Genomic DNA, 25,127 nt, shown 5'->3' with positions numbered 1-25,127 from the left:
CGGGGCGTACTCATGCGGGGGTCCCGGTGAGGGCGTCGGCGCGCAGCCGGGCGGCGGCCCGCAGCAGCGCGGCGGCCTCCTCCTGCCCCGGTTCCGGGGCGCGCTCGCCGGCGGCCAGCGCCAGCACCTCGTCGACCTCCGCGACCCCGCCGAGCGCCTCCCGGACCGGCCGGCCCAGCGCCCCGGTGTGCCCGCGCGCCTCGTGCCGGCAGAAGTACGCCAGTTCGCAGGCCGCCAGGCAGTCGGGCGCGTAGCGGGCCTGCACCTGCGACAGCGCGGCGAGCAGGGCTGCGGGCTCGACCGTCAGGTCGGCGGTGAAGTCCTCGGGCACGGCGGCCAGCAGCGCGTCGACCCGGGCCATCCGGTCGAGCTGGCGGCGCAGCACCAGCAACTGCTTGCGCACGTCGACCAGGCTGGCCACCGGCTGGTTGGCGAAGTCGCGCGGGCAGACCAGCACCGCGTCGTGCGACACCAGTTCCGGGTCGTGGCCGGCGGCGGCGAGCAGCTCGCGCAGGGCCAGCACGTAGACGGCGGCCTGGATCGCGGCGCCGGACACCTTGGCCGGGTCGGCCTGGCCGTCGACCACCGGGAACGACTTGATCTCGACGACGTAAAACCGGCCGGCGAGCCGGGCGGCGACGAGGTCCGGCTCCAGGTGCACCCGGCGGCCGGCGACCTCCAGGCCGAGCAGCGGGTGGTCGAACAGGGCGGCGGTGTCGTCCGTCCCGCCGGGGGTGGCGCCGGTCAGCAGCGCGGCGGAGCGGCGGTGCCGGGCGGCCGTGTCGTCCTCGACGCCGTCGCCGAGGTCCGTCCAGCTCGCCGCCGCCGGCACCGGTACGCCCAGCCGCTCGGCGACCAGCCGCAGCAGTTCGGCCCCGCCGTCGGCCTTGACCTGCGCCTCGAACGCGTTGCCCCGGGTGATGGCGAACCGGGACTGCCCGAACCGGGCGGGAAAGCCGATCCGCTCGGCCAGCTTCGGCTTGTCCACCCCCGCGCCGTCCAGCACGGCCCGCCGGGTGCAGCCCGGGTTGCCGGTCAGGGCGGCGATGGTGCGCGCGTTGTGCCGCCTCGGTGGCACGCCGCCGCGGATCGCGGCCAGTCGTTCCTCGGTGCTCGTCACGATCCGCCACGATAGGCGGTCGCCGCCGCCCGCGCCCGGCGCCGCCCCGGCCGGTGGCACCCGCCGCAGCCGTCGGCCCGGGGCCGGGCCGCGCGGAACCGGCTCAGAGCAGGGTGGTGAACGGCCCCAGGAAACCGCAGCAGATCAGCCCGAAGGCGCCCAACGTGACAAGCGCGATGCTGTAGTTCGACCAGAGCCCGAACTTCGTCACGTCGGTGCCGTACCCGTCGTAGGCGCGGTTGCGCCAGCCGCCGAAGCGGAACGACAGGTGGTAGGCCGCGCCGGGATGGGCGACCAGCGTGGTGGTGATCAGCGGCAGGCCCATGAAATCGGTGTACCGCACGTCGAGTGACCCGGGAGGAATCACCACGTACCAGGTGCCCTCGCCGGGGATCGGCACCGCCTGGCCGTTGACCTTGAACTTGCTCGTGGCGGGGGCGGGCACGATGTACGGGCCACGGTTCACCGTGACGGCGAGCACCGCGTAGCCGGGCGGGGGCGCGATCGGGTGGGGGTACACCATCGGCGTCACGGGGCCTGGCATGTGCGGGTACGACGCATGAGGGGGGTACGACACCGCCACATCCTGGCACGGTCCCACCAGTCCGCCGCGCCTCGGCGGATCACGAATCGGTCAGCGCCCGGCGGAGCGGTTCCAGGGCGAACGGGGCAGGGCGGTGCCGGCCAGCGGCCGGCGGTCGCGGCGACGACGGCGGCGGCCGGGGGTGCACGGCGGCCGGGAGACGGTGTGCACGGGCGCGGGCACGGCGGGCTGCCGGCCGATCAGCCAGCAGAGGAAACGGGCCATCGGTGGGCTCAGCCGACCGGGAGGCGCTCGGCCTCCGACCGGGAGATGTCGTACTGGGCGCCGCAGAAGGTGCACTGCTGCACGTAGCGGGTGCGGATCGGGATGAGCGGCACGAAGAACAGGCTGAACTTCGTCGATCGGCGCGTGATCACCTGCGCGGCCTGGTTGTGGCAGTTGCGGCAGACCTGCTGCACCACGCCGGACTGGCTGACCTTGGTGCGGAGCCCGAAGATGAAGAACATCGCCCCCCAGTACCCACCAGAGGCCCGACTATCACCTGCGACTTTCGACCGCCCGGGGCGCGCTCCGCCTGGAGCGCGCCCCGGGGGCGTACGTCAGCTCGTCGCCTTCGCGGGCACGGGTTCCAGGCCCGGCACCTCCGCGGGGAGCCAGATCGGCTGCCAGTCCTTCATCTCGTGGAACCGGCGCAGCTCGAACAGCGACGAGACCGACCCGGCCCACGCCCCGTACGGCGGGTTCTGCTCGTCGAAGCCGGACTGCACGAAGGTCAGCTTCGTCTTCCCCTGCGACTCGGCCAGCTCCCACGTGCTGACGCCGGTCGGCCCCCAGTCCACCGACAGCTTCCGGCCCGGCTCCAGGTCGACGACCTTCGCCGCGTAGCCGTGCTCGAAGCCGCCCATGGCGTAGCGACCGCCGACCCAGGGCTCGATGCCGATCGGGTAGCCGAACCAGGCGCTGGCCTGCTCGGAGTCGGTCAGCGACTCGAACACCTTCGCCGCCGGCGCGTCGATCAGCAGCTCGCCGCGCATCTCGGCGGAGGCGAAGTCGACCTTCGGCAGCAGCGACTGCCCCGCCAGGTGGGCGGCCAGGTTGGCGAGCGACAGGCTCCAGAACGTCTGGAGCACGCCCCGGATGGTGCTGCCGCTCATCGCCTCGGCGAAGTCGAAGTGGCTCTGGGTCAACGTCAGCACCGTGGTTCCGGGACCCTCCGCGCGCAGGGCGAACTCGGTGGTGGTCTCCACCCCGTCGAGCAGCCAGGCGAAGCGCAGCGTGTCGTCGTCGACGTGTAGCAGCCGCTGGTGCGGCGCGTCGCCCTCCGGGGTGTGGCGCCCCCAGAACTCGTACCGTCGCGGCAGCTCGACCTCGGCGTGCTCGGCGAGCCAGACGCGCAGCTCGGCCGGGTCGGTCAGGGCGCGGCGGACGGCCTCGGCCGGCGCGGCGAGACGGACGGGCAGCCTCATCGGTTCAGTCACGTTCTTTCCCCTTCGGATAGCAGGCCACGGCGAGCTTGAAGGCGTCGCCCTCGGCGCCCCCGTAGCGGGTGAACAGGTCCTGCAGAGTGCTCTGCAGGTCGTGCAGGAACTGCTGGCGGAGCTCCGCCGGCACCCGGATCTCGCCGGCGACCCCGACCGAGGGGAGCTCGGGGGCGGCACGGTCGAGCCCGGCGATGTCCTCCTGGACCTCCTCCATCAGGTCCAACAGGTAGCCGAGGCTCAGCTCGTCGCGGGCCCGGCGCAGGCCGATCCGGCCGACCAGCCGGGGAGACAGCCAGTAGGACCGGGCGGCGGCCTGGTAGATGCCCTCCGTGATGCCCCGGACCTTGCGTTCGCTGACCAGCTCGACCAGCCCGGCGGCGACGAGCTGCTTGACGTGGTAGTAGACGCGCTGCGGCGTCTGCTCCAGCCGGGTGGCGACCTCGGTGCAGGTGCGCGGCTCGGCCAGTTGTCGCAGCACCTCGACGCGGTGCGGCTTGAGCAGGACCTCGGCCTGCTCGATCTGTTCCAGGTACAGGACGTCTCTCATGGCAAAATCAGTTTGTACGTACAAAATTTGTTTGTCAATGGCTTCGGCGACAGCCGCGCCGGCGGGCGGCGCGGCTGTCGACGGCGGATCAGGGCAGCCAGTCGGGGCGCAGCGGGTAGCCGCTCGCCCCCTCCGGACCGAGGCGGGTGGCGAGCACCTGGTGCAGTTGGATGCCGTTGCGCTCGAACGCCAGCCGGGACCCGGCCATGTAGAGGCCCCACACCCGGGCCGTGCCCGGCCCCACCTCCGAGACGCAGAAGTCCCAGTGCGCGACGAGGTTGCGGCACCAGCCGGCCAGCGTCAGCGCGTAGTGCAGCCGCAGATTCTCCTCGTGCTGCACCTCCAGCCCGACGTCGTGGATCTCGCTGACCAGGCGCCCCGGGCCGGCCAACTCCCCGTCGGGGAAGACGTAGCGGTCGATGAACGCGCCCGACCGGTGCGGCGCGCGGTTGTCGGCCCGCGTGATGCAGTGGTTGAGCAGCCGCCCGTCCGGCCGCAGCCGGTCCCGCAGGGCCCCGAAGTAGGCCGGGTAGTGGCGCACCCCGACGTGCTCGGTCAGGCCGATCGAGGAGACCGCGTCGAACTGCTCGCGCGGCGCGTCCCGGTAGTCGAGGTGGCGCACCTCGGCCAGGCCGCTCAGCCCCTCCCGCTCGATCGCCGCCCGGGCCCACTCGGCCTGCGCCCGGGACAGGGTCACCCCGAGCGCCTTCACGCCGTACTCGCGGGCCGCGTGCCGGACCATGCCGCCCCACCCGCAGCCCACGTCGAGCAGCCGCATCCCGGCCTTCAGCGCCAGCTTCTGCGCCACCAGGTCGTACTTGGCCGCCTGCGCCTGCTCCAGCGTGTCGTCGGGCGAGCGGAAGACCGCGCAGGTGTACGTCATCGAGGGGCCGAGCACCTTCTCGTAGAAGGCGTTCGAGACGTCGTAGTGGTGGGAGATCGCGGTGCTGTCCCGGCTGCGGGAGTGCCGCAGCCCGTTCACCACGCGCTTCCAGCGCGGCAGCGCCTCCTGCGGCGGGGGCGGCGGCGGCATCAGCCGCTCCCAGCCCAGCCCGCGCACCAGGGCCAGCCCCTCGGCCAGCGACGGCGTACGCAGCCGCAGCTCGTCCTTGAGCACCCGCAACGCCTCGTACGGGTCGCCCGGGTGCACCCCCTGCAACGCCAGGTCGCCGCCGACGTACGCCCGGGCCATGCCCAGGTCGCCCGGGGCGGTGAGCAGGTAGGTCAGGCCCCGCTCGGAACGGATCGACAGGGTGATGCCGGCGTCGGCCGGGCCGACCGCGCTGCCGTCGTACCCGGTGACCCGCACCGGCAGGGCACCGGTCGTCAACGCGCGGACGACGTCCGCCACGGTCGGACCCGGTCGCCGGCTCCCCGCCGGCGGGCTGGCGGGAGCGCTCGCCGCCCCCTGGTCTCGATCGGTCAGGCTCATGCTCTCGCTACCGCCTTCTCGTACAGTCCGGTGAGCCGGTGGTCCGGGTCGTAACGGTCCTTCACCGCGCGCCACGTCGCGCCGCCGTAGAGCCGGTCGAAGGATTCCCGGTCGTAGTACGCGTCGGAGTAGAGCGACTTGTGGCCGCCCGACTCCGACACCATGCGCTCGATCGCCCGGTTGACGTCGCCGTCGGCGGCCCCCGCCGCGATCGGCACGCTGCCCCAGAAGCCGACGTTCACGTAGTTCTGCCCGGCCCGGAGCGGATAGAGCGGCCAGGCCCGGGCCGATCCGGGACCGGACGGCTCGCGCAGCCGCAAGGGGCACAGCCAGACCGGGGTCATCCCGACGGTGCCGGCGAACCAGCGCAGGAACCCGGCCATCCGCTCCAGCGGGATCTCCACGTCCTGCACCACCCGCTCGCGCGCCGGCTGGCCCCGCAGGCGGTCGATCCGGGCGGCCACGCCGTGCCGGTGCTCCCACCGGACCAGCCGGTGGTAGACGTCGCTGCGCCGCCACCGCGCCGGCCAGACCCGCCGGAGCACCGGGTGCTGCACCCCGAACGCCGCCGAACACCAGAACCAGTCGGTGTCCCAGCGCCACAGATAGTCGTACGTGGTCAGTGCGTCGTGCGTGCGCCGGCGCAGCGAGCGGTAGTAGATGTCCTGTCCCGTGTAGTCACTGGGCGGCGGCGCGTCGTCGGTGAAGGCGCCCAGCACCAGGTACGCCTCGCCGGGGCTGAACATCACCCCGTCCATCGCGTCCACCGCCTCCCCCGCCCAGGACCGGGTCGCGGTGACCTCGGCGATCGCGTCGGCGAGCGCCTCCAGCCGGGTGAACCGGACGTTGCGCAGGGCCACGAAGCGGCGTACCGGCTGGAGTTCGATGCGCAGCCGGGTGGCGTAGCCGAGGCTGCCCAGCGAGTTGGGGAACGCCGCGAAGAGGTCGGCGTGCTCCCCCTCCGGGCGGGCGGTGACGATCTCGCCGGCCCCGGTGAGCACGTCCATCTCGACCACCGACTCGTGCGGCAGGCCATTGCGGAACGAGGTCGACTCGATGCCGAGACCGGTCACCGCCCCGCCGAGGGTGATGGTGCGCAACTGCGGCACGACCAGCGGCATCAGCCCGTGCGGCAGGGTCGCGTCGACCAGGTCCTCGTAGGTGCACATGCCCTGCACGTCGGCCGTGCGGGCGACCGGGTCCACGGCGAGCACGCCCGTGAGCCCGGTGACGTCCAGGCCCGGCGCGCGGGGGGCGGACCGGGGACGGAACAGGTTGGAGGTGCGCTTGGCCAGCCGCACCGGCGCGCCCGCGGGCACCGCCGCGTAGGACCGTCGCAACTGGGCCACCGCACCGTCGTGGTCGACCGGATGATGATCCACACGGACCGCACACATGCGGTCACTGTACGCGCTGAAACCCCCGTGACGGGGGACGTCCACTGGTGCGTCCGCGACGTGATCGGAGCACTGGCCGCCGCCGGGCCGGCGACATAGCGTGGGAGCCATGCCGAGAGCCGTCTGGAACGACCTGGTCGTGGCCGAGAGCGACGACACCGTGCTGGTCGAGGGGAACCACTACTTCCCGCGCGCCGCCCTGCGCGACGACCTGCTCCGCGAGTCCGACACGCACACCGTCTGCCCGTGGAAGGGCACCGCGTCCTACTACACGCTGGAGCACGACGGCCGGACCAGCGTCGACGCGGTCTGGTACTACCCCGAGCCGAAGCCGGAGGCGGAGATGGTCCGCGACCGGGTCGCCTTCTGGAAGGACGTCCGGGTCGTCGACTGACGCGCCTGCCGACGGGGACGCGCGGACCTCGCGTCATCGGTCGACGACAGCCGGCTCACCGACGCCGCCGCCGCATTCGCAGCCGGGCGGGCGGCTTGGCCGACCGGGGCCCCCGACGGGTCGTCGGGGCCGGAGCCGGTCGGCCCCCGCCCGGGTGGACCCACCACCCGAGGACCATCGCCGTCAGGAAGAGGCAGAAGATCCCGCCGATCAGGGACGCCTGCCACCCGTCCCCCGGCGGCCACGCCCTCGACGCGCCCGACCCGCTCACCCGGGCGGCGCGGCTCACCGGCTCCCCCGCGATCCGCGGGTCGTCGTCGAACCTCTCCTCGTACGCGACACCGTCGATCCGTACGGTGGCATCGGCCGAGACGAACGTGCCCCCGCACCGCCACGGGTCACCCCTGGCCCAGTCGTCGATCGCGCACCGGGAGAGGCTGACGGTTCCGCCGATTCCCCACCTCTCGGCCCGCAGCTGGTCGATGCCGTCGCCGAGCGGCATCAGGGCCAGCCAGAGGAAGAAGCCGACCAGCGCCGCCCCGAACAGGTTGGCCCAACCGAGATCCCACACGTGATCGACCCGCCGCATCACCGCCCGCCGCAACCGCGTCACGTCGCGAGGGTAGGTGGCCGCCGCCACGGCCACCGCTGCCGGCACGGCGTGACCCGTCCGGTCACCCGGTACGCAGCATGCGCAACTGGGCCAGGTGTTTCGGCAGGTGCACCCGGGTGTGCAGGTCCAACGTGCGGGCCCAGGGCAGCGGCTCGTCCACGACCAGGTCGAAGCCCTCGCGCAGATGGGTCTCCACCGGGGTCTGGGCTGCCGCCGGGCCGAGCCGATCGGTCAGGGCACAGAGCTTCTGACTGGTGGCCCGCAGCAGGGTGGCCAGCCCGTCCAGCCCACCGCACTCGGCGACCAGCGCGTCCACCTGGGGACGGTGGATGGTCTCCAGGTCGTAGTACGCGAACGGCGCACCGGCGAGGACCGCCTCGGTGGCCTCCGTCATCAACTCGTCGTTGGCGGCAAGGTGCGCGACGATCTGCTCGGCGCTCAACTGCCCGGCCGGCGGCGGCCCGAACCCGCCCGCGTCGACCTCCGCGAGCACCTCCGCGTACGCCCCCCGCAACGCCCCGCTGTCCATGTCCCCAGTCAATCCCGGCCCGCGCTGTCCGGCCCGGCGTTCCCGCGGACGGTTCACCCGGAAGGGACCGGCCGGAAACGCGTGCCGGAACGCCGAAGGGCTGGACACGGGGCGCAGCCGCCCGGGCCCGTCGAATCCGCCAGGTCAGCGACGGCGTGGTTGCCGGGTGCGGAGGTAGTCGGAGACGACGTACTCGCCGAGATCCTCCAGGTCGGGGGTGAACATCCGGCCCTTCGAGCGGCGGGCCACGGCGTCGACGAAGCGGCGCAGGCCGGGATCGTCACCGAGCATGAACAGGTTGAGCGTGGCCCCGTAGCGGGTGAGCCGGTCCACCTCGCCCACGGTCGCCGCGATCGTCTCCGGCAGCGGCGGCCAGTGGAACAGCGCCTCCCCGTCGTCCGGGTCCAGGTGGGCGGTCGGCTCCCCGTCGGTGACCACCAGCACCACCGGCTCGGCGTCCGGGTGCCGCCGCAGGTGCCGGGCGGCCAGCCGCAGCGCGTGCTGGAGGTTCGTGCCCTGCCGCAGGTCCGGCTCGACGGCGGCCAGCTCCTGCTGGGTCAGCGGCAGCGCCTCCAGGCCGAAGCCGACGATCTGCAACGCGTCCTGGGGGAACCGGGTGGCCATCAGGTGCGCCAGCGCCAGCGCCGTCTGCTTCATCGGGCCCCACCGGCCCTGGGAGATCATCGAGTAGGAGAGGTCGACGCAGAGCACCACCGCCGCCGAGGCCCGCCGCTCGGTCTCCACCACCTCGAAGTCCTCGACGGCCAGCTGGACCGGCACACCGGAGCCGGTGCGGCGGACCGCCCGGGTCAGCGTCCGCACCACGTCCAGGGGCTGCTCGTCGCCGTACTCCCATGGCCTCGATCCGCCGCTGACCTCGCCGGCGGCGCCCGCCGAGCGCAGGTCGTGCTGGCCGCGCGGCCCGGCCGTCAGGTCCGCGAATACCCGCCGCAGCGCCGTGCCGCCGAGCCGGCGCAGCGCCTTCGGGCTCAGGGTCAGCCCGTCGGCGTCCCGGCTCACCCAACCCTGCCGGCGCAGCTCCCGCTCCAGCTCCCGCAGCCGGCGTACGTCGTCGGCGGCGTCGCGGCCCAGCGTCCGGGCCACCGCGTCGACGTCGACGTCGTCCAGGGTGGCGCCCGCATGCTCCTGGTCGAGCTGGTCCAGCAGCTCGTCCAGCTCGGCGATCTCGCCGAGCGCGCCGGCGGCCTCGCCGTAGCCGAGCGGCCGCTCGCCCCGCACCCGCTCGCCCGGGCCCCGGTGCAGGTCGGGGCGGAGCGCCCGGAGGTTGGCGTCCAGCGCGGACAGCTCGCCGGCGAGCCGGTCGCCGAGCGACTGCCGCATCAGGCCGGCCAGCTCCTCACGCTGGCGGTCGGAGAGCGAGCGCATCAGCCGCTCACCGGCGGCCGAGCGCCGGGCCAGCACGTCGACCAACTCGTCGACGTCGGCCGGCTGCTCGGGGAAGAACGCGCCGTGCCGGCGCATGAACTCGGCGAAGGCGTCGGTGGTGTCCTCCGACCGGGCGTGCCGGGCCAGCAGGTCGTTCAGGTCGCGCATCATCTCGGCCAGCCGCTGCTGCGCGGCCGGGTCCGCCGAGGCGCGCACCGCGTCACGCAGCCCGGCGAAGCGCTGGCCGAGCACGTCGTCGCGCAGCCCGTCGAGGATCCGCTGGTACGTCCGGCGGGCCTCGTCGCTGCTCCACCGGTAGCCGGTCAGCTCCTCCACGGCGCGGGCCGTCGAGCGGGGCAGGTTGTCCAACACCGCCTCGGCGAACCGCGCGTCGTCGCCGTCGCGCCCGCGCAGCTCGTCCCGCTCGGCGGCGAGCGCCTGGTCGAGCAGGGCCCGGGCCCGGGTGACCGCCCCGTCCAGGTCGCCCCGGCGCAACGCCTCCCGGCGCAGCCGCCTGGCCCGGGCGGCGAGGTCGTCGAGTCCGCCGCGCCCCTGGGGCCCCTGCCGCAGCAGGTCCCGCAGCGCCTCCCGGAGACTGCCGCCGGCCAGCACCTCGGCGCCGACTGCGTCCACCGCCCCCCGCACGTCGTACGGGGGCGCGAGCGGGTCGGGGCCGCCCCGCCACTGCCCGTACCGGAACCGGTCGCCGGCCATGCTCAGGCCCGGCCGCCGTAGCGGGTCCGGCCGGAGTCGGTGACGTCCTTGCCGAGCCGGCGGGTCAGGTGCAGCCCCTCCAGGACGAACTCCACGCCGGCCGCGACCTGCTCCGGGGTGGGCGCGTCGCCCAGCCCGAGCCGGTCCAGCGCCTTGGCCAGGCCGGGCACGGTGCCCACCTGGCGCAGCAGCTCGGCGGAGCCGACCAGCTCGCCGGTCTCGATGACGGCGTCCTCGTCGACGAGGGCGGTGAAGCCGGAGAGGTCCAGGCCGGCCAGCCGGGCCCGGAACGTCTCGGCGGTCGCGGTGCGCAGCAGGTGGCCGAGGATCTCGACCTCCCGGCCCTCCTCGCCGCTCTCGAACTCGACCTTGCCGCGCAGGGTGCTGGTCACGGAAACCGCGTCCCCCACCCGCGCGACCGCCGCCTCCGGGCGTACCCCGTCAGCCGGCTCCGTGGCCGCCAGCAGGCCGGCGCGGCGCAGCGCGGTGGCGGCGACCGTCTCGGCGGCGGCGATGGCGAACCGGGCGGAGACTCCCGAACGCGGGTCCACCGACGGCGACTCGCGCACCGCGCGGGCGAACCGCGCCAGCACCTCCAGCACGTGCTCCGGCACCTCGGCGACCAGGTCGGCCTCCTGCCGGATCAGGGCCAGCTCCAGGTCGAGGTCGACCGGGTAGTGGGTACGCACCTCGGCGCCGAAGCGGTCCTTCAGCGGGGTGATGATCCGGCCCCGGTTGGTGTAGTCCTCCGGGTTGGCGCTGGCCACCAGGAACAGGTCCAGCGGCAGCCGCAGCTGGTAGCCGCGGACCTGGATGTCCCGCTCCTCCAGCACGTTGAGCAGCGCCACCTGGATCCGCTCGGCCAGGTCGGGCAGCTCGTTGACGGCGAAGATGCCCCGGTTGGTACGCGGGACGAGGCCGAAGTGGATCGTCTCCGGGTCGCCGAGGGTACGCCCCTGGGCGATCCGGATCGGGTCGACGTCGCCGATCAGGTCGCCGACGCTGGTGTCCGGGGTGGCCAGCTTCTCGCCGTAGCGCATCGAGCGGTGCAGCCACGCCACCGGCAGGTCGTCGCCGGCCTCGGCGACAAGCGCCCGGGAGCCGGGGGTGAGCGGGTGCAGCGGGTGCTCGTTGAGCACCGAGCCGGCGATCACCGGGGTCCACTCGTCGAGCAGGCCGACGAGCGAGCGGATGAGCCGGGTCTTGCCCTGGCCCCGCTCGCCGAGCAGCACCATGTCGTGCCCGGCGAGCAGTGCCCGCTCGACCTCGGGCAGCACCGTGTCGTCGTAGCCGACGATGCCGGGAAAGCGGTCGGCGCCGGAACGCATCCGGGCCAGGAGGTTGTCGCGGAGTTCCTGCTTGACCGTGCGGTACGCGTGGCCGGCCGCCCGCAGCGCGCCGAGCGTGCCGGGCAGGTCGGCCGGAGGTGCCGGGGTAACCGGGGAAGGCGCAGTCACCCGACCAACGCTAGCTCACGGGAGCGGGGGTGCCCGGTCCGCCGACCGGGCACCCCCGCCTCAGCCGCGTCCGCAGCTCCGGCAGGTGCCCCGGCGGCGCAGGTGGTACGCGTACGTGGCGACGCCGAGCGCGACGCCCCAGAACGGCCAGAGCAGCATCGGCGCGGTGGCGAGGCTGAACCCGCCGGAGAAGTCCCAGAAGGCGGGGGTGGCGAGCAGGCCGAGACTCGCCGCGGTGACCGCCACCGCCACCAGCGTCGCCGGGACGACGGCCAGCCGGACCGGCACCGGGCGCCCGGCCAGGCCGATCATCCAGCGCGGGAACCGCTCGCCCCACCGCTGCACCAGCCCGAGGGTGAGGACCGCGCCCACCAGGGCGAACGCGCCCAGCCCGGCGCCCGCCCAGACCAGCCCGGAGTCGCGCATCTCGTCGAGGAACGACCGCTCGACGCCGAGCGGGACGCCGACCGCCCAGGCGAGCCGGGTGACCGCGTACAGGGCGGGGACGGTGGCCGCGGTCCAGGCCGCCACGCGCCCCCAGCGGGCGGCAGAGTCGGGTGAGGCCCAGCCGTGGTCGGCGCCGTCGCGTCCGCACGTCGGGCAGGCGCCCGCGGTGCGCCGCTGCCAGCGCAGCACCGCCCCGGCCAGCAGCACCCCGCCGACCATGGCCGCGCACCGCGCGAACAGCGCCCAGGTGAACACGTCGGCGTAATCCACCGGCGGCCAGCCGAACGGCGCGCCGACGATCAGGATCGGGAGGTAGCCGAGGATGACCAGCACCTTCACGTCCGGCACGACGACGGCGAGCAGGAACGCGACAGTCCAGGCGTACGCCGACAGCAGCGTGTTCAGCGGTCGGGCCCGGCGGCGGGCCGGGCCGGCCATGGCGAGCGCGGCCACCGCGGCGCCGAGCAGCAGCACGGCGAACAGCGGCGCGCCGACGTCGGTGGGGACCAGCCGGAGCAGGTTGGCCTCGCCGTCGACCGGATCGTTCGCCCCGAACGGGTAGCCGGCACCGGTGACGGCGGAGACCAGGGCGAGCAGCCCCCAGAGGCCGAGCCAGCCGGCGGCCAGCGGGGCGAGCCGGTCCAGCCGGCTCGGGGCCGGGCGATGGGTGGGAACTTCGGTCGTCGTCATGCTTCCCAGCCTCGGCCGACGGGCCGCGTACGCCCTCCCGAGCGGCGGTGAACCGGCTCCCCCTCGGGAGGGAACGCTCAGCCCGACGGGGTGACGAACCCCGACTCGTACGCGGCGATCACCGCCTGGGTGCGGTCGCGGACGCCGAGCTTGGCCAGCACGTTGCCGACGTGGGTCTTCACCGTCTCCACCCCGACCACCAGGTGCGCGGCGATCTCCGGGTTGGACAGCCCGGTGGTCATCAGCCGCAGCACCTCGGCCTCCCGTTCGGTGAGCCGGGCGGCCGCCAGCCGGTCGGCGCCCCGCCCCCCGTACGCCCCGGCGAGGCGGCGGATGGCGGCGGGGAAGAGCAGCGACTCGCCCCGCGCGACGACCCGGACCGCCTCCACCACCTCGGCGGGCCGGGCCCGCTTGAGCAGGAACCCGCTCGCTCCGGCGCGGAGCGCGTCGTAGACGTACTCGTCGTTGGCGAACGTCGTCACCACCAGCACCCGGGGCGGGTCGGCGGAGGTGGCGAGCAGCCGCCGGGTGGCCTGGATGCCGTCGATGCCGGGCATCCGCACGTCCATCAGCACCACCCGGGGGCGCAGCCGGGCGACCAGCGGCGGTACCTCCGCGCCGTCGGCGGCCTCGCCGAGCACCCGCAGGTCGGGCTGGGCGTCGAGGATGGCCCGCAGCCCGACCCGGATCAGCTCGTCGTCGTCGACGATCAACACGCCGGTGGTCGTCGCGGTTCCGGTCGTCATGGGGTCCCCTCGAACGGCAGTCGCACCCGGATGCGCCAGCGGTCGCCGTCCGGCCCGACGGTCAGCCGGCCGCCGAGCAGCAGCACCCGCTCCCGCATCCCGTCCAGGCCCCGGCCGCCCCGCCCCGGGTCGGCCCGGCGGCGCCGGCTGACCGCGTTGTCCAGTTCCAGCTCCAGCGCGTCGGCGTGCACGTCGAGGCGCAGCGTGACCGGTCCCCGCCCGTACCGGGCCGCGTTGGTCAGCCCCTCCTGGACGATCCGGTAGCCCTCCCGGGAGACCGCCGCCGGCAGGTCGGCCGGGTCGCCGGTGCGCCGGGCCTCGACCGGCAGGCCGGCCGCGCGGGTGTCGGCCACCAGCCGGTCCAGGTCGGCCAGCGTACGCTGCGGCGCCGGCGCGGCCCGCCGGCCGTCGGGCTCCCGGAGCAGCCCCAGCACGTGGTCGAGGTCGTCCATGGCGGTCCGCCCGGCCTCCTCGATCGCGCCCAGCGCGCGCCGGACGAACTCCGGGTCCCGGTCGAGCAGCTCGCGGGCGGCCCCGGCCTGGAGGGTGGCGACGGTGAGGGCGTGGCCCACCGAGTCGTGCAGTTCCCGGGCCAGCCGGTTGCGTTCGGCGAGCCGGGCGCTGCGCGCCTCCAGGGCCGCGATCCGTTCCGCCTGGGCCGGACCGAGCAGCACCGGGGCCATCGACACCGCCAGCGCGCCCAGCCCGGCCACGGCGTAGCCGAGCGCCACCAGCACGACGACGCCGGCGAGGGTCAGCCAGCCGGTGTCCCGCCCGTCGAGCGGCCCGAACCGGTCGCCGCCGGTCACGCCGGTGTCGAGCCCGAACTGCTGCCCGATGAAGGCGAGCGCCATCGGCACGGCGCTGAACAGGGCGGCCACCACCAGCCCGCCGCTGACCAGGTGCAGCCCGATCCAGAGCGCCGAGCGCAGCCGGGTCTCCCGGTCGGCGACGTGCCCGGGGGCCGGGTCCGGCAGGTCGACGCCGAGCAGGGTCCGCGCGGCGGCGATCTCCAGTGCCCGGGGGCCGTCGAGGAAGACCGGGACCGCCGCGATGATCGCCGCGACGCCGAGCAGCGCCAGCACCAGCGGCCGGGGGATGTCCGACCGGGTCAGCAGCTGGGCGAAGGCCACCGCCAGCAGCGCGTACGGCAGCGCGAGCACCCCGCCGAGCAGCAGGAACACGCCGCGCCGCCAAGTGCTGCCGGCCGTCAGCGGGGCGAGGACCGTGCGGGGCTTCACCCGCCCATTCTGTCCCGGTCACGCCCCGGGCCGACTCCCCCGCGTCGGGGAGATCGGCGTCCGCGCCGGCGTCCGGTCAGTGGCGGTGTTCGTCGACGTAGCGCTGCGGGTCCTTGTCGGCAAAGGCCAGGTCGCGGCCGAACTTGTGCTCGCCGTGGAAGGTCAGCCAGCGGCGGCCCAGCTCGGCCCGCAGCTCGACGCTCGCGTGCCGGCGGAAGTCGGGCAGCGCCTCGTCCTCCTCCTCGGCGAGGTGCTCGCTGTTCTCCCGGCGGGCGGTACGCACCGCCGCCCACCACTCGTCGGAGCCCACCGGGTGCAGCTTGGACTCGGCGACGGCGTCGCGGATCTTGTTGTGGTCGCCGATCGCGTCGACGGTCTCGGCCTCGCCGTCGTCGCCGTGGCGCACCAGGTGCGGGTAGAGGATCGCCTCCTCCGCCTCGGCGTGCACGTCCAGGTGCAGGGCGAGCGCGTCCCAGATCGCCAGCAGCTCGTGCTCGTCGCGGGCGTCGTCGAGGCGGGCGAAGCCCCGGCGGAAGGCCGCGTGGTCGTCGAGGATCAGCGCGGTGATGTCGTCCATCGGCTCACCTTCCGGCTCGGGCCCGCAGCAGGCGGGGTGCCGCCGCCAGGCCGGTGATCGGGCGGAACTCCTTCGCCGCGCGGGCCAGCGCGGCGTGTTCGTCGTCGGTCAGGTCGATGTCGGCGGCAGCCGCGTTGCGTTCGACCTGTTCCACGCCGGACGCGCCGGGGATGGCCAGCACGTTCGGGTGGCGCAGCAGGTAGGCGAGGGCGATCTGGCTGGGCGTGGCGTCGTGCGCGTCGGCCACCTGCCGCAGGGTCTCGATCAGCGTCGCGCCGCGCTCCAGGTTCTCCGGCAGGAAGTACGGGTTGGCCCGGCGTACCGCCCCGCTCGGCGGGTTCTTCGCGTCGTACCGGCCGGAGAGGAAGCCCTGGGCCAGCGGGCTGTACGCGATGACGACACGGCCGGCCTGCTTCGCGTACGGCAGCAGGTCGTGCTCCGGCCCGCGGTCGACCATGCTGTAGCGGACCTGGTTGCTGAGCACCCGCCGGCCGAGCGCCGCCTCCGCGACCTGCCAGCGGCGCAGGCCGTAGTTGCTGACGCCGACCTCGCCGACCAGCCCGACGTCCTGCAACGCGCGCATGCCGCGCATGGTGGTGTGGTCGGCGACCAGCGGGTTGGCCTGGTGCACCTGGTAGAGGTCGAGGTGGGTGACGCCGAGCCGGGCGGCCGAGGCGACCGCCCGCTGCTGCACCACCGGGGCGACCGGCAGGATCGGGAAGATCTTGGTCGCGAGTACGACCTTCGGCCGGTCGTCGCCGAGCGCCTCGCCGAGGATCCGCTCGCTGCGGCCGAAGCCGTACAGCTCGGCGGTGTCGAAGACGGTGATGCCGAGGTCGACGGCGCGCCGGACGATGTCGGCGGCCCGGCGCTCGTACTCGGGGCCGTAGCCCCACTCCCGGGACCCGAACTGCCAGGTGCCGAGGCCGATCTTGGACAGGGGCTTGGGGGTGTCGAGCGGGACGAAACGCATGGTCCCGAAACTACCCCGGAGTCCGTTGTCGCAGGCCCGTTCGCCGCGCACGCCCGCCACCGGCGGGGATAGGGTCGGTGACCGTGACCTACCTCGCCGCGGATGAGCGCTACGACCAGATGACCTACCGGCGCAGCGGGCGCAGCGGACTGCGGCTGCCCGCCATCTCGCTCGGGCTGTGGCACAACTTCGGCCCCGACCGGCCGTACGAGCGGCAGCGCGACGTCGTCCGCCGCGCCTTCGACCTGGGCGTGACCCACTTCGACCTGGCCAACAACTACGGGCCGCCGCCGGGCTCCGCCGAGGAGAACTTCGGCCGCATGCTCGCCACCGACCTGCGGCCGTACCGGGACGAACTCGTCGTCTCCACGAAGGCCGGCTATCTGATGTGGCCCGGCCCGTACGGCGAGTGGGGCTCCCGCAAGTACCTGGTCTCCTCGCTGGACCAGTCGCTGCGCCGCCTCGGGCTGGACCACGTCGACATCTTCTACTCGCACCGCTTCGACCCGGACACCCCGCTGGAGGAGACGATGGGCGCCCTCGACGCCGTCGTCCGGGCCGGCAAGGCGCTCTACGTCGGCGTCTCCAACTACGACTCCGCGCAGACCGAGCGGGCCGCCGCGATCCTGCGCGACCTGGGTACGCCGCTGCTGGTCAACCAGCCGTCGTACTCGATGCTCAACCGCTGGACGGAGAACGACGGCCTGCTGGACACGCTGGAGCGCGTCGGCGCGGGCTGCATCGCGTACAGCCCGCTCGCCCAGGGCCTGCTCACCGACCGCTACCTGGGCGGCATTCCGGCGGACTCCCGGGTGCGCACCAGCGTCTTCCTCAGCGAGAGCGACCTCGGCGAGGAGAAGATGGCCACCATCCGGGCGCTCGGCGCGATCGCCGAGCGGCGCGGCCAGTCACTCGCCCAGCTCGCGCTCGCCTGGGCGCTGCGCGACCCGCGGATGACCAGCGTGATCATCGGGGCGAGCAGCGTGCCGCAGCTGGAGGCGAACGTCGCCGCCCTGGACGACCTGGACCTCGGCGCCGACGAGCTGGCCGAGATCGAGCGCCACCTCGGCTGAGCCGCGGCGGCCTCAGTAGATGTCGGCGTACGGCGACGCCCGGGAGAACGCCCTGAGCACGTCCAGGTCGTAGCCCTCCTCGAAGTTCGTCAGCTCCGTCAGCAGGTCCTCCGGCTCGTACCGGTACCGCCCGGCCCAGGTCTCGAACGACTCGACCTGTGCCGGGTCGGCGGCGCTGAAGCAGCGGTAGCCGCGCGGCGAGTTCCGGATCACCTCGTCGACGGCCGGGGCGAACCGGATGTCGATGTTCCACCGGATGCGGTCCGACACGTTGGGCGTCGAGCGGTGCAGCGTGGTGTCCGTGAAGATCACCACGTCGCCGGGCTCCATCCGGGCGGTGCTGACGGGGCCGTCCCCGACAGCCTCGTCCGACGTGCCGTACTCACCGTTGGGCAGGCGATCGCGGGAGATCCAGCCCCGGGTGTGCGAGCCGGTGACGAACTGGAGGCAGGCGGTGTCCTCGTCGACGGGCACCAGCGGGATCCACACCGACAGCAGCGGCCCGACCGAGGCGTCCCAACCCTTGTAGTAGTAGGCGTCCTGGTGCCAGGCGACCTGCTGGGTGCGGCCGTGGGGGTCGCGCGGCCGGGCGTTCCAGACGCCGTGCGCGTAGACCTCGTCGCCGAGCAGGCTGCGCACCGGGCCGAGCAGCTCGGGGGTACGCCACAGGTCGTACACCGGCCGGCCCACCAGGATCCGCCGCCAGGCGGCCGGCACGCGGACCTGGCTGGACTCGATCAGGCGCAGGTAGCGCTGGTCGTACGGCAGGTCGGCGAAGGTCTCCGTGATCACCCCGCGCTCCTGCCACTGCCGGGCGAGGTGGTCCACGACGCGGCTGAACGAGCCGTGCAGCGCGTCCAGCGTCCCGGTCGGGAGCACGCCCCGCAGGATCAGGTGCCCGTCGCGCCGGAACTGGTCCAGTTGCTCGGCTGTCAACGCGTGGGGGTGGTCCACCATCGGCTCCTTCGCTGGCCGCACGGGATCGAGCCCAACCACCCGGCGGGGGAAAGGCCTCCAGTGGGGCGATCGTGACAGAAGGCACGGTGCGCGACAACGCCTCACTTGTGCGACGGGACCCCTATTCCGAGGGGGACCAGGTCCGGGCCCGAGGAGGACGCCAGCCGACGCCTACCATCCAGGATTGTGATCTCGACCGTGTGGCGGCTGCTCACCCGCCAGATCGATACGAACCCGGCCCAGGACGACGCCGTGCTGCGCGAGGCGTGCACGCAGGCGCGGTACGGCTCCGACAGCGAATCCGCCCGGAAGGCTCTGGCTGCCACCCGCGGTGACCACGACCGTCGGGCGCGGTACGTCCGCGTCATGGCCGAGTCGACCGCCGGTGGGCTTGGCTCCCGGGTCGACCCCGCGACCGGCCGGGTCGACACCTCGGCCGCCTGGACCGACCGCTGGGCGGCGCGCACGCCCACCAGTCCGGATGCGCAACTCGTACGTGCCCGGTCCCTGGTGGCACGAGCCTGGGAGGTGCGCGGCGGGGACTGGGCCGCCAGCGTCCGCCCGGCGCAGTGGACCGAGTTCAACCGCCTGCTGCAACTGGCCCGGCAGGTGAACGATCTGGCGATGCGGCTCGCCCCCGAGGACCCCACGCCGTACGTGAACCTGTTGGACCTGATGATCGGCCAGAGCACGCCCCGGGAGGACGTCGAGGAGACGTGGCGTGAGCTGACCCGGCGCGACCCCTGGCATCGGGAGGGGCACATGCTCAAGCTGACCTACCACTGCAGGAAGTGGAGCGGCTCGCACGAGGCGATGTTCGGCTTCGCCCGGTCGGTCGCCGCCGCGGCCCCTGCGGGCTCGCCGCTGCACGTGCTGCCGGTACAGGCCGCCGCCGAGTGGGCGCTGTGGGAGCAGGAGCGCGCATCCCAGGGCAGCGCCGCCGGTGAGGTCAGCGAGCGGTGGCGGCAGGACCCGGTCATGCAGTCGGATCTCGACAACGCGCTGTCCCGGTGGTTCCACCAGCCGGCCACCCGGCACGCCGACTGGCTGAACGACGCGAACATCCTGGCGTACGGGTTGGCGCGCACCGGCCGCGACGCCGACGCCGCGCCGGTCTTCGCCTCGATCGGCCGGTACGTGACAGGCGTTCCGTGGGCCTGGTGGGACCGCGTACGCGGAGACACCGCCTTCATGCAGGCCCGCCGCCGCGCCCGGCGCGCCGCCTGACCGGCCGGAGAACGAATCAGCGGCCTGGTCGAATCGCTCTCGACCAGGCCGCTGACCTGTAAAACAAGGGTGGAGCCGAGGGGACTCGAACCCCTGACCCCCACACTGCCAGTGTGGTGCGCTACCAGCTGCGCCACGGCCCCTTGCCTCGTCCCGGTCACCCGGGCACGAGAGAACTATACACAGCGACCGCCGCATGGTCATCTCGCGGGGGCCCACCCCACGCGGCTCAGTTGAGCGCCACGTCCGGCGGGAAGTGCGCGACCGCCGCCATCATGCCGCCCTGGCGGCGCAGCACCATCGGCCACAGGTCGTCCGGCCGGTCCACGAAGGCGTCGCCGGGCAGCGCGTCCAGCACGAACCAGGAGCCGTCCTCGATCTCCTGCTCCAACTGCCCCGTGCCCCAGCCGGAGTAGCCGGCGAAGACCCGGATGCCGGTGATGCCCTCCCGCAGCGGCCCCGGGTCGACGGAGAGGTCGAGGGTCCCGACCGCCCCGGAGACCTGGTGGAATCCCCTGAGCCGCTGCACCGGGTGGCGCATCCGGGCCAGGCAGATCGCCGAGTCGGGCTGCACGGGGCCACCCTCGAAGAGCACCGCCGGGTCGCGGGCCAGGTCGCTCCAGTCGCCGAGCACGTCGGCGACCGGCACCTCGGTGGCCCGGTTGAGCACCACGCCGAGGGCGCCGCCGGGCTCGTGCGCCACCAGCAGCACCACCGTACGGTCGAAGTTCGGGTCCTTCAGCGCCGGCGTCGCGACCAGCAGCCGCCCGGTCATCGACCCCGTCGCCCGCCCGCCGATCGCCTGCCCCTCTCCCTGCATGCCGGACACCCGTCAGACCGACCGGACCGGGACGCCCGGGGGCACCGGTGTCATCCGCGCTGTGAACGCCATGCCTGGCACCATAGCCTGCCCCCGGGGCGGTGGCTAAGGTCTGACGTGCGGTAGATCGGCGGACACGAGGGAGGGCCGATGGGTCCCACGGTTGAACTCGCGGTGATCGGCGGTTCGGGGCTCTACGCGTTGCTCGACAACGCGACCGAGCACGTGGTGGAGACGCCCTTCGGGCCGCCGTCCGACGCCGTGACGATCGCCGAGGTCAGCGGCCGGCGGGTGGCGTTCCTGCCCCGCCACGGCCGGGACCACCGCCACCCGCCGCACCTGATCCCCTACCGGGCCAACCTCTGGGCGCTGCGCTCCCTCGGCGTACGCCAGGTGCTCGCCCCCTGCGCCGTGGGCGGCCTGCGGCCGGATCTCGGGCCGGGCACGTTCGTGGTGCCCGACCAGCTGATCGACCGCACCAGCGGACGGCCGCAGACCTACTACGACCGGGGCGCGGTGCACGTCTCCTTCGCCGACCCGTACTGCCCCTCGGGCCGGCGTACGCTGCTGGCCGCCGCGGCCGGCCGGGACGTGCCCGCGGTGGACGGCGGGACGGTGGTGGTGGTCGAGGGCCCGCGCTTCTCCACCCGTGCCGAGTCGCGGTGGTACGCCTCGATCGGCGGCACGGTGGTCAACATGACCGGCCACCCGGAGGCGGTGCTGGCCCGCGAGCTGGCCCTGTGCTACTCCTCGATCGCCCTGGTCACCGACCTCGACGCGGGCGTGGAGGGCGGCGGCGCGGTGACGCAGGAGGAGGTGTTCCGGGTCTTCGGGGAGAACACCGACCGGCTGCGGGGCCTGCTGCTGGCGGCCGTCGCCGCACTGCCGGCCGAGCGGGACTGCGCCTGCGGGCACGCGCTGGACGGCATCACCCTCCCCTTCGCGCTCCCCTGAGGTGAAGGAAGGGCACCTTCCTTACACCTGGAGCAGCGGCGAAAAGCCCTAGTCGCCTGAGTCGTCCGGATAGATTCAGAGGCGATGGCTACGGTCCGCGACACCACGTACGACCTGCTCCGGGCCCTCGGCCTGACCACGGTCTTCGGCAACCCCGGCTCCACGGAGGAGCCGTTCCTGCGCGACTTCCCGGACGACTTCCACTACGTGCTCGCCCTGCACGAGGCGTCGGCCGTCGGCATGGCGGACGGCTACGCGCAGGCCACCGGCGGGGCGGCGCACGTCAACCTGCACACCGCCCCCGGCACGGGCAACGGCATGGGCAACCTGGTCACCGCGTGGCACAACCGCACCCCGCTGATCGTCACCGCCGGCCAGCAGACCCGGGAGATGCTGCTGATCGAGCCCCGGCTGGCCAGCCGGCGGGCCACCGAACTGCCCCAGCCGTACGTGAAGTGGAGCCACGAGCCGGTCCGCGCGCAGGACGTCCCGGCGGCGTTGATGCGGGCGTACGCGACGGCGGTGCAGCCGCCCGCCGGGCCGGTCTTCCTCTCGCTGCCCCTCGACGACTGGGCGCAGCCGGCCGACCCGCCACCGCCGGTGCGGACGGTGGCGACCCGGTTCGCGCCCGACCCGCGCCGGCTGCGCGAGTTCGCCGCCGTGCTGGCCGCCAGCCGCGCGCCCGCGCTGGTGCTCGGCGCGGCCGTGGACCGGGCCGACGGCTGGCCCGCCGCCGTGGCGCTGGCGGAGCGGCTCGCCGCGCCGGTCTGGTCGGCGCCCGCGCCGGAGCGGGCCGCCTTTCCCGAGGACCACCCGCACTTCCGGGGGGTGCTCCCGTTCGCGATGGGGCCGCTCTCGGAGGCGCTGGACGGGCACGACACGGTGCTGGTGGTCGGCGCTCCGGTGTTCCGCTACTACCCGCACGTGCCGGGCGACCACCTGCCCGCCGGGGCCCGCCTGCTGCACGTCACCGACGACCCGGACGAGGCCGCCCGCGCGCCGGTGGGCGACAGCCTGCTCGCCGACGCCGGGCTGGCCCTGGCCGCCCTGGTCGACCTGCTCCCGGCGGTGGACCGGCCGGCGCCGCCGGCGCGCCCCGATCCGCCCCCGCCGGCGGACGGGCTGCCGTTGGCCCCGGACGCCCTCTTCGCGGCCCTGGCCCGGCACTGGCCGGCCGACGGGATCCTGGTCCAGGAGTCGCCGTCCAGCCTGCCGGCGCTGCGCCGCCGGCTGCGCGCCACCCGCCCCGGGTCGTACTTCACGATGGCCAGCGGCGGCCTCGGGTACGGCCTGCCGGCGGCGGTCGGCATCGCGCTCGCGCAGCGCGACACCGGCCGGGGACGGCCGGTGGTCGCGGTGATCGGGGACGGCTCGTTCCACTACTCGGTGCAGGCGCTCTGGACCGCCGCGCGGCTGCGCCTGCCGCTGGTCGTGGTGGTGCCGGTCAACCAGCAGTACGCGATCCTGAAGGCCTTCGCCGAATTCAAGGACACCCCGGGGGTGCCCGGGCTGGACCTGCCGGGGCTGGACATCACCGCGATCGCCCGGGGCTACGGCTGCACGGCCACCGTCGTGGAGACCCCGGAGCAGCTCGGCGACGCCCTGGCCGCCGGCCTGCGCGCCGACGGCCCGACGGTGCTGCCGGTGCCGGTCAGCACCGAGGTGCCCCGCCTCCTGTGAGCCGCCACCCGGTAGCCCCCGTCAGCGCGTCGCGAGGCGCAGCGGCGCGCCGGTGAGCACGTCGAGGATCGGCCGGTCGCCCAGCGGCGCCTTCAGCGTGGCGGTGACCGGTTCCATCTTCAGCATCGCGTTGCACACGCCGGTGGCGCGGATCACGCTGCCGCCCACCACCACGACGTCGTCGCGCTCCTGCACCATCGGGGTGATTGCGGTGTCGCAGCTGCCCACGCCGAGCCGCCAGGTCAGCTCGGTGCCGTTGACGGACTGGACGTCCTGTGCGCCGACCAGCCCCTCCGGGGCCGGTTGGGCGGGCGGGGCGGGCTCGGGCGGGGCGGTGACGGCCTGCGGCGCCACGGCGAGTCGGGCCACCGGCGCGGTGATCTCCTCGACGGTGAACAGCCACGCCGGCACCTGCGCCTCGCCCCGGCTGGTGCGCACCGGCGCGGTGCCCAGCTTCACGGCCGTGACCGTCAGCGGGACGCAGGCGGTCTGCGAGTTGCTGCTCACCGGGCCGTCCGGGCCCGGCTCGATGGTGGGGCCGCCACCGGGGAGCTTCGTCCCGGGGTCCTTGGGGCGGCCGTCGCACGGCGGCGGGTCGCCCTGGTCCAGCTGCCCGTACGCGGTGGCGGCGCTGACCAGCGGGACGGTAAGCGTGCCGTCCGGGAACGTGATGGTGCCGTCGGCGGGCTGCGCGACGGGCATGTCGACCTGGTCGCGGTACCAGCCGTTGAGAAAGGCGATCTTGGTCTCCCCGGTGAAGCCCGGGTCGCCGACGAGCACCGTCGGGTCCTGCATCGGCACGTAACCGGACTTCCACGCCGGAAGCGGTCGCCACGAGTCGGCCACCTCGGTGGCCCGCTGGGCGAAGGCGTCGCGACGGGGGTCGGAGTCGACCGGGTCGACGGCCGGGTCGGAGCCGGCCGGCGCGCACCCGGCGACGATCATCAACAGCGGAAGGCCCAGCAGGGCGGCGGTACGGCGCATGTGGGTTGGACGTGGGTACGCCCACACCGGTTCCCCCTGGTCAGGTCTCTCCGCCGAGATCCGTCTCGTACGCCTCCCAGAGCAGGTCCGCGCCGCGCTGCCGATGCCGGGCGAGGGCCCGCAGCAGGTGCGCGGCCCGGTTGAGGAGGTCGTCGAGCGAGGCGTCCGGCAGCTCCGCCGCCTGCTGGAGGGCGCTCAGCCCGGCGGTGATGGCGACGTGCTCCCGGGCCAGCAGGCGCACCCCGCGTTCCAGCCGGGGCGCTTGGCCGAGCACCTCGGCGTAGAGGCCGGCGGGCCCCTCGGTGACCCGGACGTGCTCCGTGAAGCCCCGCCGCACGGGGCCGAGCCCCACGAGGAAACGTTCCCGCCAGCGCGGCCCGGCCGGCGCGACGGCCAGCGCCCGGGCGAGCGGGTGCAGGTCCCCGGGCGGGGTGCCGGGGAGCCGGCGCGCGGCGCGCGGCCGGAGCCCTCCGGGCGGGGTGGGCGGCTGCTGGATCGGACCGGTGACCATGGGCACCTCCCGCGTCGCGTCTGACCGCGTACAGCGATGGTGGACCCGCGCGTCCGCCCTGTCCAGAGGCGGGACGGACCTCATCGGTCCCATCCGCCCCTCCTGTCCCGTGCGACCCGGCCGCCCCAGGGCCGACCGGTCCGGACACGACGATGCGCCCCGGTCCGGTGGACCGGGGCGCATCGTCTGGTGGTGGAGGTGCCGGGAATCGAACCCGGGTCCTTCGCCGGTTTGTCAGGGCTTCTCCGAGCGCAGCTCGCTGTGCCTCTACTCGGCCCCACCGCTCACGCGAGCAAGTTGGTGTGACGGGCCCAGTCGCTGATTGATCTCGCCGCACGGACCCCGCGACCGGGTCCGATTGGCCAGCCTTCTAGCTGATGCCGGCTAACTGGGTCGAAGGCGCTCCCAGGCCGACAGACTCACTACTCGCCTCAGGCGGCGAGAGCGAAGTCAGCGCGATTGTTCTTGGCGCTTATTGGTTTCCGACGACCGATTCTCGAGACGACGTCGGCTTCCTCGGCTCGCTTCCCCTGTCGCTGCGTACGAAGTCGAAACCAGTCACCCCCTCGACAGGCCGCCAATGTGGCGGCACTGACAAGCGTAACGCCTCCCGCAACGGGTTTCATCCCGAGC

26 protein-coding genes, 1 tRNA gene and 1 other RNA gene are annotated in these 25,127 nt (G+C 74.2%); 5 read left to right on the top strand and 23 right to left on the bottom strand.

Annotated features, from left to right (window positions below; all coding sequences use genetic code 11):
- Nucleotides 1-10 precede the first annotated feature (10 nt).
- The 8 genes from ACGFNF_RS12380 to ACGFNF_RS12345 form a co-directional block, all read right to left on the bottom strand.
- Nucleotides 11-1,120 (bottom strand): hypothetical protein, encoded by a 1,110-nt coding sequence (locus ACGFNF_RS12380; protein ID WP_393167570.1) that lies wholly within the window; start codon nt 1,118-1,120, stop codon nt 11-13.
- Nucleotides 1,121-1,223: 103 nt separating this feature from the next.
- Nucleotides 1,224-1,643: a hypothetical protein gene (locus ACGFNF_RS12375; protein ID WP_357576490.1), complete on the bottom strand. Its 420-nt coding sequence runs from the start codon at nt 1,641-1,643 to the stop codon at nt 1,224-1,226.
- 111 nt (nt 1,644-1,754) lie between these two features.
- Nucleotides 1,755-1,928, bottom strand: coding sequence for a hypothetical protein (locus ACGFNF_RS12370; RefSeq protein ID WP_192581430.1), 174 nt, complete (start codon nt 1,926-1,928; stop codon nt 1,755-1,757).
- A gap of 8 nt (nt 1,929-1,936) precedes the next feature.
- A complete protein-coding gene (locus ACGFNF_RS12365; protein ID WP_132233650.1) occupies nt 1,937-2,170 on the bottom strand; it encodes a zinc-ribbon domain-containing protein in 234 nt (77 codons plus the stop codon).
- Nucleotides 2,171-2,263: 93 nt separating this feature from the next.
- Nucleotides 2,264-3,142, bottom strand: a complete 879-nt coding sequence (locus ACGFNF_RS12360; RefSeq protein ID WP_393167567.1) for an SRPBCC family protein — start codon at nt 3,140-3,142, stop codon at nt 2,264-2,266.
- Entirely contained in the window at nt 3,135-3,692 is a 558-nt protein-coding gene (locus ACGFNF_RS12355) for a helix-turn-helix domain-containing protein (RefSeq protein ID WP_357576488.1), read from the bottom strand. Before ACGFNF_RS12355 ends, ACGFNF_RS12360 begins: the two co-directional genes overlap by 8 nt.
- An 88-nt stretch (nt 3,693-3,780) precedes the next feature.
- Nucleotides 3,781-5,124 carry a class I SAM-dependent methyltransferase gene (locus ACGFNF_RS12350; protein ID WP_393167565.1) on the bottom strand — a complete coding sequence of 448 codons (1,344 nt, stop codon included), beginning with the start codon at nt 5,122-5,124 and terminating at the stop codon, nt 3,781-3,783.
- On the bottom strand, nt 5,121-6,521 hold the full coding sequence (locus tag ACGFNF_RS12345; protein WP_357576486.1) for an FAD-binding oxidoreductase: 1,401 nt from the start codon (nt 6,519-6,521) through the stop codon (nt 5,121-5,123). Before ACGFNF_RS12345 ends, ACGFNF_RS12350 begins: the two co-directional genes overlap by 4 nt.
- 109 nt (nt 6,522-6,630) lie before the next feature.
- Here ACGFNF_RS12345 and ACGFNF_RS12340 point away from each other — a divergent pair, with 109 nt between their 5' ends.
- Nucleotides 6,631-6,915 carry a DUF427 domain-containing protein gene (locus tag ACGFNF_RS12340; RefSeq protein ID WP_357576485.1) on the top strand — a complete coding sequence of 95 codons (285 nt, stop codon included), beginning with the start codon at nt 6,631-6,633 and terminating at the stop codon, nt 6,913-6,915.
- Nucleotides 6,916-6,970: 55 nt separating this feature from the next.
- On the opposite strand, the gene ACGFNF_RS12335 is transcribed toward ACGFNF_RS12340, so the two are convergent.
- From ACGFNF_RS12335 to ACGFNF_RS12295, 9 genes are all read right to left on the bottom strand, one after another.
- The gene (locus tag ACGFNF_RS12335; RefSeq protein WP_393167562.1) at nt 6,971-7,528 is read right to left on the bottom strand and encodes a hypothetical protein; all 558 of its coding nucleotides are present in this window, start codon (nt 7,526-7,528) and stop codon (nt 6,971-6,973) included.
- A 61-nt stretch (nt 7,529-7,589) separates the two neighbouring features.
- The gene (locus tag ACGFNF_RS12330; protein WP_357576483.1) at nt 7,590-8,057 is read right to left on the bottom strand and encodes a hypothetical protein; all 468 of its coding nucleotides are present in this window, start codon (nt 8,055-8,057) and stop codon (nt 7,590-7,592) included.
- A 144-nt stretch (nt 8,058-8,201) separates the two neighbouring features.
- Complete coding sequence (locus ACGFNF_RS12325; RefSeq protein WP_393167560.1) at nt 8,202-10,157, bottom strand: VWA domain-containing protein; 1,956 nt, start codon at nt 10,155-10,157, stop codon at nt 8,202-8,204.
- 2 nt (nt 10,158-10,159) lie between these two features.
- Complete coding sequence (locus ACGFNF_RS12320; RefSeq protein WP_393167558.1) at nt 10,160-11,614, bottom strand: magnesium chelatase; 1,455 nt, start codon at nt 11,612-11,614, stop codon at nt 10,160-10,162.
- Between the two features lie 60 nt (nt 11,615-11,674).
- Complete coding sequence (locus tag ACGFNF_RS12315; RefSeq protein WP_393167556.1) at nt 11,675-12,751, bottom strand: hypothetical protein; 1,077 nt, start codon at nt 12,749-12,751, stop codon at nt 11,675-11,677.
- Nucleotides 12,752-12,828: 77 nt separating this feature from the next.
- Nucleotides 12,829-13,497, bottom strand: a complete 669-nt coding sequence (locus ACGFNF_RS12310) for a response regulator transcription factor (RefSeq protein ID WP_393167554.1) — start codon at nt 13,495-13,497, stop codon at nt 12,829-12,831.
- Nucleotides 13,494-14,738 (bottom strand): histidine kinase, encoded by a 1,245-nt coding sequence (locus ACGFNF_RS12305; RefSeq protein WP_393167552.1) that lies wholly within the window; start codon nt 14,736-14,738, stop codon nt 13,494-13,496. The genes ACGFNF_RS12310 and ACGFNF_RS12305 overlap by 4 nt, the downstream gene beginning before the upstream one ends.
- 76 nt (nt 14,739-14,814) lie before the next feature.
- Nucleotides 14,815-15,315, bottom strand: coding sequence for a hemerythrin domain-containing protein (locus ACGFNF_RS12300; protein WP_357576478.1), 501 nt, complete (start codon nt 15,313-15,315; stop codon nt 14,815-14,817).
- 4 nt (nt 15,316-15,319) lie between these two features.
- A complete protein-coding gene (locus ACGFNF_RS12295) occupies nt 15,320-16,288 on the bottom strand; it encodes an aldo/keto reductase (protein ID WP_357576477.1) in 969 nt (322 codons plus the stop codon).
- Between the two features lie 77 nt (nt 16,289-16,365).
- Between ACGFNF_RS12295 and mgrA the strand changes: the two genes are divergently transcribed.
- On the top strand, nt 16,366-17,361 hold the full coding sequence (mgrA, locus tag ACGFNF_RS12290; RefSeq protein WP_393167549.1) for an L-glyceraldehyde 3-phosphate reductase: 996 nt from the start codon (nt 16,366-16,368) through the stop codon (nt 17,359-17,361).
- A 12-nt stretch (nt 17,362-17,373) separates the two neighbouring features.
- On the opposite strand, the gene ACGFNF_RS12285 is transcribed toward mgrA, so the two are convergent.
- Nucleotides 17,374-18,315 (bottom strand): phytanoyl-CoA dioxygenase family protein, encoded by a 942-nt coding sequence (locus ACGFNF_RS12285; RefSeq protein WP_357576475.1) that lies wholly within the window; start codon nt 18,313-18,315, stop codon nt 17,374-17,376.
- A gap of 189 nt (nt 18,316-18,504) precedes the next feature.
- On the opposite strand from ACGFNF_RS12285, the gene ACGFNF_RS12280 reads away from it, so the two are divergent.
- Nucleotides 18,505-19,545 (top strand): DUF4034 domain-containing protein, encoded by a 1,041-nt coding sequence (locus tag ACGFNF_RS12280; protein ID WP_357576474.1) that lies wholly within the window; start codon nt 18,505-18,507, stop codon nt 19,543-19,545.
- A 70-nt stretch (nt 19,546-19,615) separates the two neighbouring features.
- On the opposite strand, the gene ACGFNF_RS12275 is transcribed toward ACGFNF_RS12280, so the two are convergent.
- Nucleotides 19,616-19,688, bottom strand: a tRNA-Ala gene (locus ACGFNF_RS12275).
- Nucleotides 19,689-19,774: 86 nt separating this feature from the next.
- On the bottom strand, nt 19,775-20,365 hold the full coding sequence (locus ACGFNF_RS12270) for a YqgE/AlgH family protein (protein WP_089001872.1): 591 nt from the start codon (nt 20,363-20,365) through the stop codon (nt 19,775-19,777).
- 150 nt (nt 20,366-20,515) lie between these two features.
- On the opposite strand from ACGFNF_RS12270, the gene ACGFNF_RS12265 reads away from it, so the two are divergent.
- On the top strand, nt 20,516-21,319 hold the full coding sequence (locus ACGFNF_RS12265) for an S-methyl-5'-thioadenosine phosphorylase (RefSeq protein WP_357576473.1): 804 nt from the start codon (nt 20,516-20,518) through the stop codon (nt 21,317-21,319).
- 84 nt (nt 21,320-21,403) lie between these two features.
- Nucleotides 21,404-22,999 carry a benzoylformate decarboxylase gene (gene mdlC, locus ACGFNF_RS12260; RefSeq protein WP_357576472.1) on the top strand — a complete coding sequence of 532 codons (1,596 nt, stop codon included), beginning with the start codon at nt 21,404-21,406 and terminating at the stop codon, nt 22,997-22,999.
- A 21-nt stretch (nt 23,000-23,020) separates the two neighbouring features.
- On the opposite strand, the gene ACGFNF_RS12255 is transcribed toward mdlC, so the two are convergent.
- The 3 genes from ACGFNF_RS12255 to ssrA all read right to left on the bottom strand — a co-directional run bounded on the left by ACGFNF_RS12255 (nt 23,021) and on the right by ssrA (nt 25,060).
- Nucleotides 23,021-23,983, bottom strand: coding sequence for a hypothetical protein (locus ACGFNF_RS12255; protein ID WP_357576471.1), 963 nt, complete (start codon nt 23,981-23,983; stop codon nt 23,021-23,023).
- 40 nt (nt 23,984-24,023) lie between these two features.
- Nucleotides 24,024-24,494, bottom strand: a complete 471-nt coding sequence (locus ACGFNF_RS12250) for a hypothetical protein (protein ID WP_357576470.1) — start codon at nt 24,492-24,494, stop codon at nt 24,024-24,026.
- Nucleotides 24,495-24,684: 190 nt separating this feature from the next.
- Nucleotides 24,685-25,060: a transfer-messenger RNA gene (gene ssrA, locus ACGFNF_RS12245) on the bottom strand.
- Nucleotides 25,061-25,127: the final 67 nt, after the last annotated feature.

Source organism: Micromonospora sp. NPDC048868 (genome assembly GCF_043198195.1).
In the GTDB taxonomy this organism is placed as follows: domain Bacteria; phylum Actinomycetota; class Actinomycetes; order Mycobacteriales; family Micromonosporaceae; genus Micromonospora; species Micromonospora reichwaldensis.
This window is presented reverse-complemented; position numbering and strand designations above follow the sequence as displayed.

Excerpts from the sequence above, each read along its gene's own strand:
- ACGFNF_RS12375 (WP_357576490.1), bottom strand. The coding sequence starts at position 1,643 with ATGGTGTACCCCCACCCGATCGCGCCCCCGCCCGGCTACGCGGTGCTC.
- ACGFNF_RS12370 (WP_192581430.1), bottom strand. The coding sequence starts at position 1,928 with ATGGCCCGTTTCCTCTGCTGGCTGATCGGCCGGCAGCCCGCCGTGCCC.
- ACGFNF_RS12365 (WP_132233650.1), bottom strand. The coding sequence starts at position 2,170 with ATGTTCTTCATCTTCGGGCTCCGCACCAAGGTCAGCCAGTCCGGCGTG.
- ACGFNF_RS12355 (WP_357576488.1), bottom strand. The coding sequence starts at position 3,692 with ATGAGAGACGTCCTGTACCTGGAACAGATCGAGCAGGCCGAGGTCCTG.
- ACGFNF_RS12350 (WP_393167565.1), bottom strand. The coding sequence starts at position 5,124 with ATGAGCCTGACCGATCGAGACCAGGGGGCGGCGAGCGCTCCCGCCAGC.
- ACGFNF_RS12345 (WP_357576486.1), bottom strand. The coding sequence starts at position 6,521 with ATGTGTGCGGTCCGTGTGGATCATCATCCGGTCGACCACGACGGTGCG.
- ACGFNF_RS12340 (WP_357576485.1), top strand. The coding sequence starts at position 6,631 with ATGCCGAGAGCCGTCTGGAACGACCTGGTCGTGGCCGAGAGCGACGAC.
- ACGFNF_RS12330 (WP_357576483.1), bottom strand. The coding sequence starts at position 8,057 with ATGGACAGCGGGGCGTTGCGGGGGGCGTACGCGGAGGTGCTCGCGGAG.
- ACGFNF_RS12325 (WP_393167560.1), bottom strand. The coding sequence starts at position 10,157 with ATGGCCGGCGACCGGTTCCGGTACGGGCAGTGGCGGGGCGGCCCCGAC.
- ACGFNF_RS12315 (WP_393167556.1), bottom strand. The coding sequence starts at position 12,751 with ATGACGACGACCGAAGTTCCCACCCATCGCCCGGCCCCGAGCCGGCTG.
- ACGFNF_RS12310 (WP_393167554.1), bottom strand. The coding sequence starts at position 13,497 with ATGACGACCGGAACCGCGACGACCACCGGCGTGTTGATCGTCGACGAC.
- ACGFNF_RS12300 (WP_357576478.1), bottom strand. The coding sequence starts at position 15,315 with ATGGACGACATCACCGCGCTGATCCTCGACGACCACGCGGCCTTCCGC.
- ACGFNF_RS12295 (WP_357576477.1), bottom strand. The coding sequence starts at position 16,288 with ATGCGTTTCGTCCCGCTCGACACCCCCAAGCCCCTGTCCAAGATCGGC.
- ACGFNF_RS12270 (WP_089001872.1), bottom strand. The coding sequence starts at position 20,365 with ATGCAGGGAGAGGGGCAGGCGATCGGCGGGCGGGCGACGGGGTCGATG.
- ACGFNF_RS12265 (WP_357576473.1), top strand. The coding sequence starts at position 20,516 with ATGGGTCCCACGGTTGAACTCGCGGTGATCGGCGGTTCGGGGCTCTAC.
- mdlC (WP_357576472.1), top strand. The coding sequence starts at position 21,404 with ATGGCTACGGTCCGCGACACCACGTACGACCTGCTCCGGGCCCTCGGC.
- ACGFNF_RS12255 (WP_357576471.1), bottom strand. The coding sequence starts at position 23,983 with ATGCGCCGTACCGCCGCCCTGCTGGGCCTTCCGCTGTTGATGATCGTC.
- ACGFNF_RS12250 (WP_357576470.1), bottom strand. The coding sequence starts at position 24,494 with ATGGTCACCGGTCCGATCCAGCAGCCGCCCACCCCGCCCGGAGGGCTC.